This window comes from Streptomyces asiaticus (assembly GCF_018138715.1).
GTDB classification, from domain to species: Bacteria; Actinomycetota; Actinomycetes; order Streptomycetales; family Streptomycetaceae; genus Streptomyces; species Streptomyces asiaticus.
This window is the reverse complement of the sequence record NZ_JAGSHX010000001.1, coordinates 440571-453886: the sequence shown is the minus strand read 5'-3', so window position 1 is coordinate 453886 and position 13316 is coordinate 440571. Positions and strand designations below refer to the sequence as shown.

The following is a 13316-nucleotide window of genomic DNA, read 5'->3' as shown; positions in this document are numbered from 1 at the left end:
CGGAACGATGAAGGCCCACTGACCAAGGCGTTCACGGAAAGGGCTTCTCGGATCCGAGAAACCCCGACCGTCTGGCTGGCTCCTGGCGTATGCGCCACGTGTCATGGGCACGGAAGCTCGCTGATCGTCCACGCACCACGGCCTCCCACGGGCCGGCACTCCCCCACAGCTCCACTCCCCCCACAGATGCACTCCCCCACGCAGATGTACTCCCCCCACACAGATGAAGGATCCGGCACCGACCATGACCGCGAACCCTCCCGACGCCATCAGGCCCGTCCCGCCCCAGGAGACCGACGCCACCCTGCACTTCACGGGCCCAGCCACCTTCGGCCGCATCCCCCGCCTGGACCAGGTCGACACCGCGGACATCGCCGTGGTCGGGGTGCCGTTCGACGCCGGTGTCTCCTACCGGCCCGGGGCCCGCTTCGGGGCGAACGCCGTCCGGGAGGCGTCGCGCCAGCTGCGCCCCTACAACCCGGCCATGGACGTGTACCCGTTTCATTACGCCCAGGTCGCCGACGCCGGTGACATCACCGCCAATCCGCACAACATCGACATGGCCGTCGAGAGCATCGAGGCGGGCACGGACGCTCTGCTGTCCACGGGCGCGCAACTGATGACCCTGGGCGGCGACCACACCATCGCGCTCCCACTCCTGCGCTCGGTGGCCCGCCGCCACGGCCCGGTGGCACTGCTGCACTTCGACGCGCACCTGGACACCTGGGACTCCCACTTCGGCGCCCAGTACACCCATGGGACTCCGTTCCGCCGCGCGGTCGAGGAGAGCCTCCTCGACACCTCCGCGCTCTCCCACGTCGGCACCCGCGGCTCGCTGTACAGCAAGGAGGACCTCGACGAGGACACCAAGCTGGGCTTCGGGATCGTCACCGCGGCCGATGTGATGCGACGCGGGGTGGACGAGGTGGTGCAGCAACTCAAGGAGCGCATCGGAAAACGGCCGCTGTACATCTCCGTGGACATCGACGTCCTGGATCCCGCACACGCCCCCGGCACCGGCACCCCCGAGGCGGGCGGCCTCACCTCGCGGGAACTGCTGGAGATCGTGCGCGGGCTCGCCGATTGCTATCTGGTCTCCGCCGACCTGGTCGAGGTCGCCCCGGCGTACGACCACGCCGAGATCACCTCGGTGGCCGCCTCGCACACCGCGTATGAGCTGATCACCCTCATGTCCCGGCAGATCGCCTTCTTCCGCTGGGTGGAGGAGAACAAGCCGTCGTAAGCACGCGAGCTCCCGTCGCATCCCTCAGGGGACCGGCATGGCGTTTCCTGACGACTGTGATCAGCGCGGATGGCGCGCCTGGCACACTGCCGCAGCGCCTGGGCACCCTGCTGGTCCCGGGCAGAAGGGGCGGCCGGCGTCCTGGACGGCCGCCGTGCCGCCACGCACTGGGAACTGGCGTCACAACTGGCCGCCGCCTACCCGCAGGTGCGGGTGGACGGCCATCCCGTCTTCGTCCGGGACGGCCATGGGGCCACATCGGTCGGAGTCTCACCGTCGGTCTACCGCGCCCGCTTCCGCAGCACTCTCGGCGACCGGACGCGCTGACGGACGTCGACGGGCGGGGCCGACGGGGCCGACGGGGGTCCACGGGGCCACGGGGCCCAAAGCAAACGGCCCTCACCGACGGGGGAACGGCGAGGGCCTACGTTCAGTGTGGCACGAATCAGCGCGGAGGAATCCGTTCCGAGCGACAAACATTGCATATATCTGCCGCCTGACTCCCCACCGGCGCGGCCGGTGCCCCTCCGGCACCACCCCGCCGTAGCTCCTCCCGAGGCGGAGGGTCCACCTCCACCAGAGTGCACACGGGGGCGCCCTCGAGATCTCCGCGGTGAGTCCCTGGCGCACGGCCCTGAGGGTGCCCGCCCGGTGTGCGCGATCCGCACACCGGGCGGGCCCGGCAGGTGCCGCTACGCCCCTTCGCGGGCCGTGCGCGCCGCGCGAGCCAGGTCCAGGTCGGTGGTCTCCGGTGCCAGGAACTGCGACACGACGGCTCCGACCACCAGCACTCCGGCGCCGACCAGGAGCACGAACTCCGCTCCGAAGTGGTCGAGCCCCATCGGCAGCAGGAACGTACCGATCGCGGCACCCACCCGGCTCATGGCCGTGGCGAAGCCGACGCCCGTGGTGCGCAGGGACGTGGGGAACACCTCCAGCGGATAGACCGCGGTCAGCGCGGAGGAGGCGGCGTTGAGGAAGATGAAGAACAGGAAGCCGGTGACGATGACGGGGGTGGAGGACGGCCACACCGCCACCAGGGCCAGACACCCGGCCGTGATCCAGAACGGCGGGATCAGCAGCCTGCGGCGGCCGATCCGCTCCACGACCAGGCATCCCGCGGTGACACCGGCCACGGCGGTGAAGGAGTAGACGAGCAGCGCCGCCACCGCGTTGTCCCCCATGTGCAGAGCCTCGAAGACATCCGTCCAGAAGGTGCCGATGGCGAAGTACGGCAGCACGAGGGCGGCCCAGAAGACGCTGGCGAACACCGTGGAGCGGATGTGCTGTCGGCTGAAGAGCGCGCGGAACCCGTCCCGCCGCACTTCGTCGCGCTCGTCGAGTTCCGCGGCGACATCCACCTCGATGCCGTACTTCTCGATCAGCGCCTCCGCCTCGTCCCGGCGCCCCTGGCTCAGCAGCCAGCGCGCGGATTCCGGGATGCCACCGCGCAGGGTCACACACACCAGCGCGATCACCGCACTGCTCGCCAGGGACCAGCGCCAGCCGCCGTCGACGGAGGTGAACAACGCCCCCACGACCGTGGCCAGCGCGTACCCCAGGTACCAGCTGATCTCCAGGCTCGCCAGCAGCCGCCCGCGGCCACGCCGGCCCGCGTACTCCGACAGCAGCGGCGCGCCGATCGCGTACTCGCCGCCGATCGCCACCCCCATCACCATCCGGATGAGGAAGAGCTGTGTGCCGTCCGCGACGAAGAACTGGAGCACCGAGCCGACCAGGAAGATGAGCATGTCGATGAGGAACACCGGCCGGCGTCCGAACCGGTCGGCCAGCCGGCCGAAGAGCGGCCCTCCGACGAAGATGCCGATCAGTGGTGCGGCACCGACCAGCCCCTGTTCCACGGAGGTCAGATGGAGGTCGTCGGTGATCGCCCCCATCGCCAGGCCGATGCCGCCGATGATGTAGCCGTCGATGCCCTGGCCGATCTGGGTGGCCAGCTTCAGCTTGGTGTGCAGCCGCTTCCGTTCGCGTTCGGTGGCGGGTGCGCCCGGCGGTGTGCTGGGCTCGTTGTGCTCGGTCACAGGCGTCGTTGCCATGCGCGGGTCCTTACTGGGGGCGGGGAGAGGGGAAGCGGTGGCGGGGAGGGGAAGTCAGCCGGTCGGCCAGTCGAGGGCGATGTACTGCGTCTCCAGGAACGCCTCGATGCCCTCGCGGCCGCCCTCCCGGCCCAGACCCGACTGCTTGACGCCGCCGAAGGGCGCTGCCGGGTCGGAGAGCAGGCCACGGTTGAGGCCGACCATGCCGCTCTCCAGACGTTCGGAGATGCGCAGGGCCCGGGCCACGTCGCGCGAGTAGATGTACGAGGCGAGACCGTGCACCGTCGCGTTGGCGCGGGCCACCAGCTCGTCCTCGTCGGCGAAGGTGGCGAGGGGCGCGACCGGCCCGAAGACCTCCTCGTTCATGATCCGGGCGTCGTCGGGGACGTCCACCAGGACGGTCGCCGGGTGGTAGCAGCCGGGGCCCTCGGGCACGCCGCCCCGCGCGGCGACCTTCGCGCCACGCCCGACCGCGTCGTCGACCAGGGACCGGATGGACTCCACGGCGGTCCGGTTGATCATGGGGCCGAGGGTGACGCCCTCCTCCAGTCCCGCTCCGGCGCGTACCGCGGTCATGGCCGCCGCGAACTTCTCGGTGAACTCGGCGGCCACGGACTGATGGACGTAGAACCGGTTGGCGGCGATGCAGACCTCGCCACCGCCCCGCATCTTGGCGTCCATCGCACCGCGCACCGCGGCGTCGACGTCGGCGTCCTCGCAGACGATGAAGGGGGCGTTGCCGCCCAGTTCCATGGTCACGTTGACGACGTTCGCCGCCGCCTGCGCCAGGAGTTTCCGGCCGGTGGCGGTGGAGCCGGTGAAGGAGAACTTGCGGACCCGCTCGTCGCGGAGCCAGACCGAGACCACCTCGGGTGCGCGGTCGGTGGGCAGCACGTTCAGCAGCCCGTCGGGCAGGCCCGCCTCGCTCAGCAGGGCGGCGATCGCGAGGGCGGTGAGCGGGGTGTCGGGGGCCGGTTTGAGGAGCACCGGGCAGCCGGCGGCGAGCGCCGGGGCGATCTTCCGGGTGGCCATCGCGGCCGGGAAGTTCCACGGGGTGACGAAGGCGGTGACGCCCACCGGGTGCCTGCGTACGACGTGCCGGAAGCCGCCACCGGGTGCGTCGCCGAACGAGGAGCCGATCCGCACCGCCTCCTCGGCGAACCAGCGGAAGAACTCCGCCGCGTAACCGACCTCGGCCACCGCGTCCCGGTACGCCTTGCCGTTTTCCAGGACGATCAGGCGGGCGAGGGTGTCGGTGTGTTCGCGCATCAGGGCGAAGGCGGTGTGCAGCACCTCCGAGCGACGGCGCGGTGGCGTCGCCCGCCATCCGGCGGCGGCCTCCTGGGCCGCGTCGACCGCCGCCACGGCGTCGCCCGGACCCGCCGCGGACACCTCGCGGATCGGCTCCGCGGTGGCCGGGTCATGCACGGGAAACGTCCGTCCGTCCTCGGCCGCGCACCAGCGGCCGGCGATGAACACATCGCCTTCGGCGAACGGCGCCTTGACGAGGGTTTCTATGCCGGGGAGGTTCATGAGCTGCTCTTTTCTCCGTTCCGAACGAGGGCTGGTCCGGTTCGCGGTGAATTTACGAGCGCGTCATACGGCCGACAAGGCCACTTCTCGGATCGCAATGGTGGTTGCTGTCAGGGCAACTCACCGCACACGAAGGGGAGGGGACGGGCGGGGCGGCCACCCGGCCCGGACGTCCTCAGGTGAGCCGTGCCCGGGGGAACGGGGTGTGCCGCGGCTCCCAGCCCAGCAGCGCGGAGACGCGTGCGGCCGCCTTGGCGGTGGTGCGGCCCGCCTGGTCCAGGCGGTCGCCGAGCCGGGACTTGGGCGCCGAGATGTTGATCGCCGCCACGACCCGTCCCCGGAAGTCGCGCACGGGCGCCGAGACTCCGACCAGACCGGCCTCGAACTCCTCGCTGACCCTCGCGTACCCCTGGCGCGACGCCTGCTGGATCAGCGCCCACAGCTCGGGAATCGGCGGCGTCGAGGTGGTGCCGAAGCGGACGTACAGCTCATCGGGTGTGGCATCGGCCAGCAGCACACGCCCGGCCGAGGTCTGCCACGCGGGCACTCCGCGCCCCTCCCAGCCGTGGACGCGGAAGGAGTGTCCGGAGACCGAGAGCAGGGTGAGCACCTCGCGGTCGCTCAGGACACACAGATGGCTGGTCTCCTCCACGTCCGCCGACAGCGCGTGCATCACCGGCTCGGCCATGCGCACCAGCCGGTTCTGCGAGGTCCGCGCGACCAGCGAGAAGAGCCGCCAGCCCAGCCGGTACTCCAGGGTGTCCGGGTCCCGCTCCACGATCCCCGCCGCGGCCAGGGCCTTGAGGGCCCGCGAGACCTGCGTCTTCTCCCGGCCCACCAGCTGCGCCAGGCGCACCACGCCGAGTCCGCCGGCGTTCTGGGCCTCGTCGGAGGCGAGCGCCTCCAGCAGGTCGATGTCACGGCGCAGCCCGTGGCCGCGCGGGGCGGTGGTGTCTCCGGGGCCGGTGGAGTCGGGTCGGGGGCCCGCGCCGTGCGGATCGGCGGGGTCCTCGGGGCTGTCGGTGCCGCGAGGGGGCAGGTTGGTCACGCGCGCCATCCTAAGGGTGCGCCTCTGGGAACCCCCAGGTCAGCCGCCGGGTTGTCGGGAGAGCAACCGGCATTTCGATTCCAGCCGGTGCCTTGCGAGGGGGTGGCGGCGGTTCTAGATTCGCCGCATCGGACCGGATGAACTGCGGTGAATGCGAGGTTCATCCCGTCGGTCCGCCGATTCCCCGCTCCCGGAGATCCAGGAGATCCCATGCCATCGCCTTTTGCCCCGACCGCCCTGATCGGCGAGTCCTTCGTCGGGGAGGGTGCCAACGCCGCGCACACGAACGTCGTGATCGGACGCAAGGGCGGACCCGTCGAGACGGCCTGGGCCACGGCGCTGGCCACGCCCAGCGCCGGACACGTCCCGTTCCTGACGATCGTGCGGCCCTCCGTCCCGGTGAAGCCGCTGACGCTGTTCGTGACGAAGGCCGCCGCCGACGGTGAGCTGCACCAGCGCGCCACGTGGGGCTCCGCCCAGGCCGGTCTGGCGCAGGGCGTCACGGACGCGGTCCGGGACGGTCTGCTGCCCGCCGAGGAGGCCGACGACTTGCTGATCATCGCCGCGATCTGGGTGAACCCGGCGGTCGACGACCTGGATGTGTCCTTCCGCAACCAGCGCTCCGCCGCGTACGGCGCGGTGCGGGCCGCGGTGAACGCCACCCCGACCGTGGCCGATGTCCTCGCGACCGCCGAGGAAGGCCCGGCCAACCCGTTCTACGCCCCCACCTCCGAGGCGCTCGCCCGATGAAGATCACGGACATCACCCTGGACCGGCTGCGGCTGGAGCTGGACCCGCCGTTCCGGGCCGCCTGGGACCCCGAGCCGCGGCGCCACTTCGACGCCACGATCGTCCGCGTCCACACCGACGAGGGGATCACCGGCATCGGCTCCGGTGACCTGATGGACGGTTTCGACACCTACAAGCACCTCTTCGTCGGCGAGGACCCGCTCGACATCACCCGGCATGTCAAGGCCATCGAGACCGCGAACTTCCACGGCGCCCACTACTGGCCGCTGGAGGCGGCGCTGTGGGACATCATCGGCAAGGTCCACGGCCGCCCGGTGGCGGAGCTGTTCGGCAACGCGGCCAAGAAGCTGCCCGCCTACGCCTCCTGCGGTGAGCTCAAGTCGCCCGAGGAGCGCGTGGCCACCGCGCTGAAGGTCCGCGAGGCGGGCTTCCGCGCGATGAAGATCCGCATCGACCGCAACCGGGTGGACGAGGGGATCGCCGCGGTCCGCGCGGTGCGCGAGGAGCTGGGCGCGGACTTCGAGATCATGGTGGATCTGAACCAGTCGTGGCGCATGGCGGGCGACACCGCGGGCGCCACCGACCTCGCCCGGACCCGCAAGACCATCGCGCGGCTGGCCGAACTCGATGTGTTCTGGGTCGAGGAGCCGCTGCCCTACTGCGACGTGGCGGGCTTCAAGCGCCTGCGGGCCGAGAACCCGGGGGTGCGGATCGCCGCGGGCGAGATGCACCACTCCCCCACCGAGCTGCTGCGCTACCTCGAAGAGGACGCCCTCGACATCTACCAGATGGACGTGGTGCTCGCGATCGGCATGCACCGCGCCCGCACCCTGGCGGAACTGGCACAGCTCAAGCACCGCCACTTCACCCCGCACAGCTGGACCAACGGCATCGGTGTGCTCGCCAATCTGCACGTGGCGGCGGGAGTCGGCGGCGGCCCGTACTTCGAGTTCCCCTACGACCCGCCCGGGTGGACCCCCGAGCGCCGGGACTTCATGCTCGCCGACCCGGTGCGGGTGGGCGGCGACGGCGACCTCGAGGTGCCCGCGAGGCCGGGCCTCGGCATCGAGCTGGACGAAGACGCGATCGACCGGTGGAGGATCACATGACGCACGGCATCGACACCCTGCTCTCCCGCACGCACGACCAGTGGCTGGCCGCGGCCGACCAACTGACCTTCGAGACGAGGCCGTTCATCGACGGCCACTTCACCGACGCGCTCTCCGGCGACACCTTCACCAGCCACTCGCCGCGCGACGGCGCGGTGCTCGCCAAGGTGCAGGCGGCCGGCGCCGAGGACGTGGACCGTGCCGTACGCGCCGCGCGCGCCGCCTTCGAGGACGGACGCTGGCGTGACCTCCCGCCCAAGGAGCGCAAGCGCGTCCTGCTGCGCTGGGCCGACCTGATCCGGGGACACGCGGCGGAGCTGGCCCTCCTCGACACCCTGGAGATGGGCAAGCCCATCACCGAGTCCGTGCGGATCGACGTGGACAAGGCCGCCGAGACCATCGCCTGGTACGCCGAGGCCATCGACAAGACCTACGCCGAGGTGGCGCCGACCCCCGGGGACGCGCTCGCCCTGATCACCCGGGAGCCCCTGGGTGTCGTCGGCGCGGTCATCCCGTGGAACTACGCACTGCTCATCGCCAGTTGGAAGCTGGGCCCGGCCCTGGCCACCGGCAACAGCGTCGTGCTCAAGCCCGCCGAGCAGACGTCCCTGGCCGCCCTGCGGCTGGCCGCCCTCGCCACCGAGGCGGGGCTGCCGGACGGGGTGTTCAACGTCGTCCCCGGACGTGGCGAGGTCGCCGGACAGGCGCTGGGCCGCCACCCGGAGGTCGACAAGATCGCCTTCACCGGCTCGGTGGAGGTGGCCCGGCTCTTCCAGGTGTACGCGGGCGAGTCCAACGGCAAGCAGGTGGCCGTCGAGGCGGGTGGCAAGTCGCCCCAGCTCGTGCTGGCGGACGCCGATATCGAGGCCGCCGCGTCGGCCGTGGCATGGGGCATCTTCTACAACGCCGGGCAGACCTGCAACGCCGGTTCCCGCGTCGTGGTCCACGCCTCCGTCAAGGACCGGCTCCTGGACGCCGTGCGCCGCATCACCGAGGACACCTTCCGGATGGGCGACCCGCTCGACCCGGCCAGCGTCATGGGCCCCCTGGTCGACGAGAACCAGCTGGCCTCGGTCCTCGGCCATATCGAGCGTGGCGTGGCGGACGGGGCGACCGTGGTGTTCGGCGGTGGGCGCACCCTCACCGAGTCGGGCGGCAGCTATGTCGAACCGACCGTCCTGGACGGAGTGGTGAACACCTCCGCCGTCGCCCAGCGGGAGATCTTCGGCCCGGTCCTGGCCATCGTGTCCTACGACGGCGACGCCGACGAGGGGATCCGGCTGGCCAACGAGAGCGACTACGGGCTCGTCGCCTCCGTCTGGACCCGTGACGTGGCCGTCGCCCACCGCGCCGCCAAGCGGCTGCGGGCCGGGACGGTCTGGATCAACACCTTCGACGCCAGCGATGTCATCACCCCGTTCGGCGGCTTCAAGGCCACCGGCGCGGGCCGTGACAAGTCCCTGCACGCGCTGGACGCGTACACCGCGCTGAAGACCACCTGGGTCAACCTGGCCTGAACCGGGCCCGGTTCACGGCCACCCCCACCACGCCCGTCTCCCCTTACTTTCTCTTCTCACCACAGCGAGGACAACGATGAGGATCGCATTCATCGGCCTGGGCAACATGGGCCGCCACATGGCCCGCCACCTGATCCAGGCGGGTCACCAGGTCACCGTGCACGACATCCGCCCCGAGTCCGCCGCGGAGCATCTCGCGCTCGGCGCCGGATGGGCCGACACGCCCGCCGCGTGCGCGGACGGCGTGGAACTCCTGATCACCAGTCTGCCGACCCCGCGTGTCGTCGAGGACGTGCTGCTTCGCGGTGGCGCCGCCGCGGCCCTGGCGCCGGGGGCCCTGTGGATCGACATGTCGACCTCGACCCCGGCGGCCGCCGAGCGGATCGCCGCCGAGGTGCTGGACGCCCGGAAGGTGCGCCGGCTCGACGCGCCCGTCTGCGGGATGTCGCACGGCGCCGACTCCGGCACCCTGCAAATCTTCGTCGGCGGTGCCGAGGACGACTTCCGGGCCGCGCTGCCCGCGCTGGAGGCGATGGGCGACCCGCAGCGCATCCTGCACGTCGGCCCGCTCGGCGCCGGTTACACGGTCAAGCTGCTGCTCAACCTGCTGTGGTTCAGCAAGCTCGTGGCCACCTCGGAGGTGTTCGCGATGGGCGCCAAGGCGGGCGTCGACCTCGGTCTGCTGCGTGATTCCCTGCTCAAGAGCTCCGCCGCGTCCTACTTCCTGGAGCACGACTTCATCCGCATCCTCACCGACGGCGACTACGACGACTCCTTCGCCATGGTCCTCGCCTGCAAGGACCTCGGCCTCGCCATCGACCTCGGCCGCGACCTGGGCGTGCCCACCGAACTGTCGGCGGTGGTCGAGCAGATCTTCCGCCGCTCCAGGACCGAGCACGGCGATCTCGCGGGCGAGATGAGCCCCGTCCGCCTCTACGAGGCCCTCGCCGGGCAGGAGTTCCGGCTGGCCCTCCAGGCCACCGCGCCGGTGGACGCCACCGTCGTGGTCTGACGACGAGCGAACGCCACCCCGCCCCACGACGTCAGGAGCCGCACCCATGACCTCTTCCGGGCCCGGCGGACCCACACCGCTGAGCATCGACCCCACCTGCCGCATCGAATTCGGCCCCGGCCGCATCGGCCGGCTCCCCGCCCTGATCGCGGCAACCGGCCACGATCGCGCCTTCGTCGTCACCGACCGCGGCCTGCGCGCCGCGGGCGTCCTCGAGCCGGTCCTCAAGGCCCTCGAAGCCGCCGGGCTGGAGTACGCCGTCTACGACGAAGTGGCGCCCAACCCGTCCACCGCCAACGTCGACGCGGGTGCCGCACGGGCCCGTACGTTCGGCACCGCCGCCGTCGTCGCCCTCGGCGGTGGCTCGGTACTCGACGCGGCGAAGGGCATCGCCCTGCTGGTCGGCAACCCGAACGCCGCGGCCGCCGACGCCGACGACCTCTGGGAGGCGGGCGACGGGCTACCGCTCGTCGCGATCCCCACCACCTCCGGCACCGGCGCCGAGACCAACGGCTTCGGGGTCATCGAGTCCACCGCCGCCTGCCGCAAGGTGTACATCGGCCACCCTTCGGTGAAGCCGCGCGTCGCGCTGCTCGACCCGGAGCTCACCCTGGGCCTGCCCGCGCCCGCCACCGCCGCCACCGGTATCGACGCCCTCGTGCACGGCATCGAGTCGCTCGCCTCGCGTGGCGCGAACCCGGTCTCCACCGCCTATGCCACACAGGCCGTGGCCATGGTCAGCCGCGCCCTGCCCGCCGCGTACCGGAACGGCTCGGACCTCGACGCCCGCGCCGAACTGATGCTGGGAGCGCATCTCGCGGGCCAGGCACTCACCCTCTCCGGGCTCGGGCTCGTCCACGGCATCGGCCATGTGCTGACCGCGCACACCGGCACGCCGCACGGCATCGCCCTCGCCGCCGTTCTCGAGGAGGTGATGGAGTTCAACGCTCCCGCCGCACAGGGCGCCTATGAACAGGTGGCACGGGCCATGCGCCTCACCCCGCCCGCCGACGGGGACTGGGCACGGGCCGCCATCGACGGGGTGCGCGAGATCGCGGGCGCCGTCGAGGTGAAGCGCCCCCTGAGGACGCTCGGCGCCGACCGCGCCATGCTGCCCTCCATCGCCGCCGGGGCGGTGGCGGACGCGGTGACGAAGAACAATCCGCTGTCGCCTGATGAGACGCAGGTCCTGAACATCCTCACCACCACATACTGATCGCCACCGCGTACTGATCAGCGGCCCGTACTGACCGCGCGCGCCTGGATCGTGCCCCTGACGATCCGGGCGCAGGGTCGGCCGAGCGGGCGGTGTTCGTACTGCGCGAGGTCTTCGACCTGCCGTACGGAGAGATCGCCGAGGCCCTCGGGAAGTCCGCGGCCACTCCGGTGTCGTGGGTGTTCCGGGCGGTGAGAACCGCCGCCCGGAACACCCGTGACCACGCGGAGCGCGCTACCGGGTGTCCGGCGGATCTTCCCCCTCCCCGCCCCTTCCCGACACCTGACGCTATGCGGCTCCGCCGCGTGGCAGGGGCAGGGAGGGGAGCAGCCCGCCGCAGGCGGCAAGATCCGTCGGACACCACCTAGTGGTGCCAGGCGTGTCCACCCGTGTTGTGGATGAAGCGCTGCAACACCTTCATGGTCGTCAGGTACTCCTCGTCGGAGATGCCCGCGTGCCGCTCCGCCCACAGCTCGTCCTGGAGGGCCGCGGCCTTGTCGTACAGGGCCCGGCCCTCCTCCGTGATGCGCAGGCGTCCCTCGGCGTCCTCGGTGATCCAGCCCAGGGCGATGGCCCGGTCGATCTCCGCCTCCATGACCTCCGGACCGGCGTCGAGATAGTTGCGGAGGAGGCCGGACACCTCGCCGCGGGTCTTGACGGTTTCGGCGCGTGCGACCTGCGCGATGACCCACCACTGTGGCTGGGTGACGTCGATCCCGGCGAGAGCGGCCTGGATGCGGCTGACCACGGCCTTGTAGGCCGCCCAACTCCAGTATCCGATGGGCTGCTTGATCAGTTCGGCGTCGCTGTGGGAGTACTCCACGGCCGGTCCCTCCGTCATTGTGTGAACTCGATTGACGATGGGATCGACCGTAGAAGTTCAACCTGAGTTGAGGTCAAGGAGAGCGCCCGGGGTGGCGGCCGGTCAGCGGTCGGCCGTCAGCAGACGGACGCGGCCCGTGCCGGGGAGGGCCGGGTCGAACGCCGGAGGGACGGGCCGGGCGTGGCGCTCCGCCAGGTCGGTGAGGGCTTCTTCGGCGGCACTCCAGCCGTGGCCCGCGAGCCAGGTGGCGGGAGGCTGCGTCATCTCGTTCTTCCACAGGGAGGACAGCATGCCCATGATGCCCTCCGGTGAGGCGGACGCCGCCTCCTGGGCCTGGCCGGTGTTCACCATCTCCCGGGTGACATGCTCAACCCCGAGATGGCTGCCCGGCGCGGACAGCGCGGTGATCCGGTCGAGCAGATGGTCCGCATCGCGCTCGGGCAGGTAGACGAGTATCCCCTCGACCAGCCAGGCCGTCGGCACGTCCTCGCGGAAGCCCTGCTTCGCCAGCAGCGAGGGCCAGTCCTCGCGCAGGTCGGCCGCGATCACCTCGCGCTCACAGCGCGGCTTCTCGCCCTGGAGGACGTGTTCCTTGAAGTCGAGCACATCGGGCCGGTCCAGTTCGAAGAGGCGTGTCCCGTCCGGCCAGTGCAGACGGAAGGCACGGGTGTCCAGGCCCGCCGCGAGCAGGACCGCCTGGCGGCAGCCCGCCGCGCACGCCTGCATGAAGTAGTCGTCGAAGTACCGGGTGCGCAGGGCGAAGTAGTCGCCCATGGCCTCGGTGAACAGCTTTCCCTGCCCCTCGGTCCAGACCGCCTGCTGCTCGGGGCCCGCCGCGTCGACGAAACGCGTGGCCAGGGTGTCCTCGAACAGCCGGTCCGGGCGCCGGCTCTCGTCCGCGCGGGTGATGCCCACGAACAGCGCGGTGCTGCTGACTCCCGCCAGGCGCTCGTGTCCGTCGGTCACGTGGTCCTCCGCTTCATGTGGTGGTCTCTCATGTCGTCTCTC

General features: G+C 71.3%; 12 protein-coding genes and 1 pseudogene. 8 read left to right on the top strand and 5 right to left on the bottom strand.

Annotated elements, in window-relative coordinates; all coding sequences use genetic code 11:
* Positions 1–244: 244 nt before the first annotated feature.
* On the top strand, positions 245–1243 hold the full coding sequence (gene speB, locus KHP12_RS01505) for an agmatinase (protein ID WP_246643083.1): 999 nt from the start codon (positions 245–247) through the stop codon (positions 1241–1243).
* Between the two features lie 69 nt (positions 1244–1312).
* Entirely contained in the window at positions 1313–1570 is a 258-nt protein-coding gene (locus tag KHP12_RS53140) for a type 1 glutamine amidotransferase family protein (RefSeq protein ID WP_211831273.1), read from the top strand.
* 365 nt (positions 1571–1935) lie between these two features.
* Here the strand turns inward: KHP12_RS53140 and KHP12_RS01495 are convergent, their stop codons facing one another.
* From KHP12_RS01495 to KHP12_RS01485, 3 genes are all read right to left on the bottom strand, one after another.
* Positions 1936–3300 carry an MFS transporter gene (locus KHP12_RS01495; protein WP_211831272.1) on the bottom strand — a complete coding sequence of 455 codons (1365 nt, stop codon included), beginning with the start codon at positions 3298–3300 and terminating at the stop codon, positions 1936–1938.
* Between the two features lie 54 nt (positions 3301–3354).
* The gene (locus tag KHP12_RS01490; protein WP_211831271.1) at positions 3355–4833 is read right to left on the bottom strand and encodes an NAD-dependent succinate-semialdehyde dehydrogenase; all 1479 of its coding nucleotides are present in this window, start codon (positions 4831–4833) and stop codon (positions 3355–3357) included.
* A 175-nt stretch (positions 4834–5008) separates the two neighbouring features.
* Complete coding sequence (locus KHP12_RS01485; RefSeq protein WP_244203246.1) at positions 5009–5890, bottom strand: IclR family transcriptional regulator; 882 nt, start codon at positions 5888–5890, stop codon at positions 5009–5011.
* Between the two features lie 201 nt (positions 5891–6091).
* Here KHP12_RS01485 and fae point away from each other — a divergent pair, with 201 nt between their 5' ends.
* The 6 genes and pseudogenes from fae to KHP12_RS52225 form a co-directional block, all read left to right on the top strand.
* Positions 6092–6631, top strand: a complete 540-nt coding sequence (gene fae, locus KHP12_RS01480; protein ID WP_020865781.1) for a formaldehyde-activating enzyme — start codon at positions 6092–6094, stop codon at positions 6629–6631.
* Positions 6628–7740 (top strand): mandelate racemase/muconate lactonizing enzyme family protein, encoded by a 1113-nt coding sequence (locus KHP12_RS01475; protein ID WP_086884786.1) that lies wholly within the window; start codon positions 6628–6630, stop codon positions 7738–7740. Before fae ends, KHP12_RS01475 begins: the two co-directional genes overlap by 4 nt.
* Positions 7737–9257 (top strand): aldehyde dehydrogenase, encoded by a 1521-nt coding sequence (locus tag KHP12_RS01470; RefSeq protein ID WP_211831270.1) that lies wholly within the window; start codon positions 7737–7739, stop codon positions 9255–9257. The genes KHP12_RS01475 and KHP12_RS01470 overlap by 4 nt, the downstream gene beginning before the upstream one ends.
* 76 nt (positions 9258–9333) lie before the next feature.
* Positions 9334–10269: an NAD(P)-dependent oxidoreductase gene (locus KHP12_RS01465; RefSeq protein WP_211831269.1), complete on the top strand. Its 936-nt coding sequence runs from the start codon at positions 9334–9336 to the stop codon at positions 10267–10269.
* A 46-nt stretch (positions 10270–10315) separates the two neighbouring features.
* Positions 10316–11485 carry an iron-containing alcohol dehydrogenase family protein gene (locus tag KHP12_RS01460; RefSeq protein ID WP_086884784.1) on the top strand — a complete coding sequence of 390 codons (1170 nt, stop codon included), beginning with the start codon at positions 10316–10318 and terminating at the stop codon, positions 11483–11485.
* A 74-nt stretch (positions 11486–11559) separates the two neighbouring features.
* Positions 11560–11709, top strand: a pseudogene (locus KHP12_RS52225) (sigma factor-like helix-turn-helix DNA-binding protein); the annotation flags it as partial.
* Positions 11710–11849: 140 nt separating this feature from the next.
* On the opposite strand, the gene KHP12_RS01450 reads toward KHP12_RS52225, so the two are convergent.
* A complete protein-coding gene (locus tag KHP12_RS01450; protein ID WP_086884789.1) occupies positions 11850–12308 on the bottom strand; it encodes a MarR family winged helix-turn-helix transcriptional regulator in 459 nt (152 codons plus the stop codon).
* 102 nt (positions 12309–12410) lie between these two features.
* Positions 12411–13274: an SAM-dependent methyltransferase gene (locus KHP12_RS01445; RefSeq protein WP_086884783.1), complete on the bottom strand. Its 864-nt coding sequence runs from the start codon at positions 13272–13274 to the stop codon at positions 12411–12413.
* Between the last annotated feature and the right edge of the window lie 42 nt (positions 13275–13316).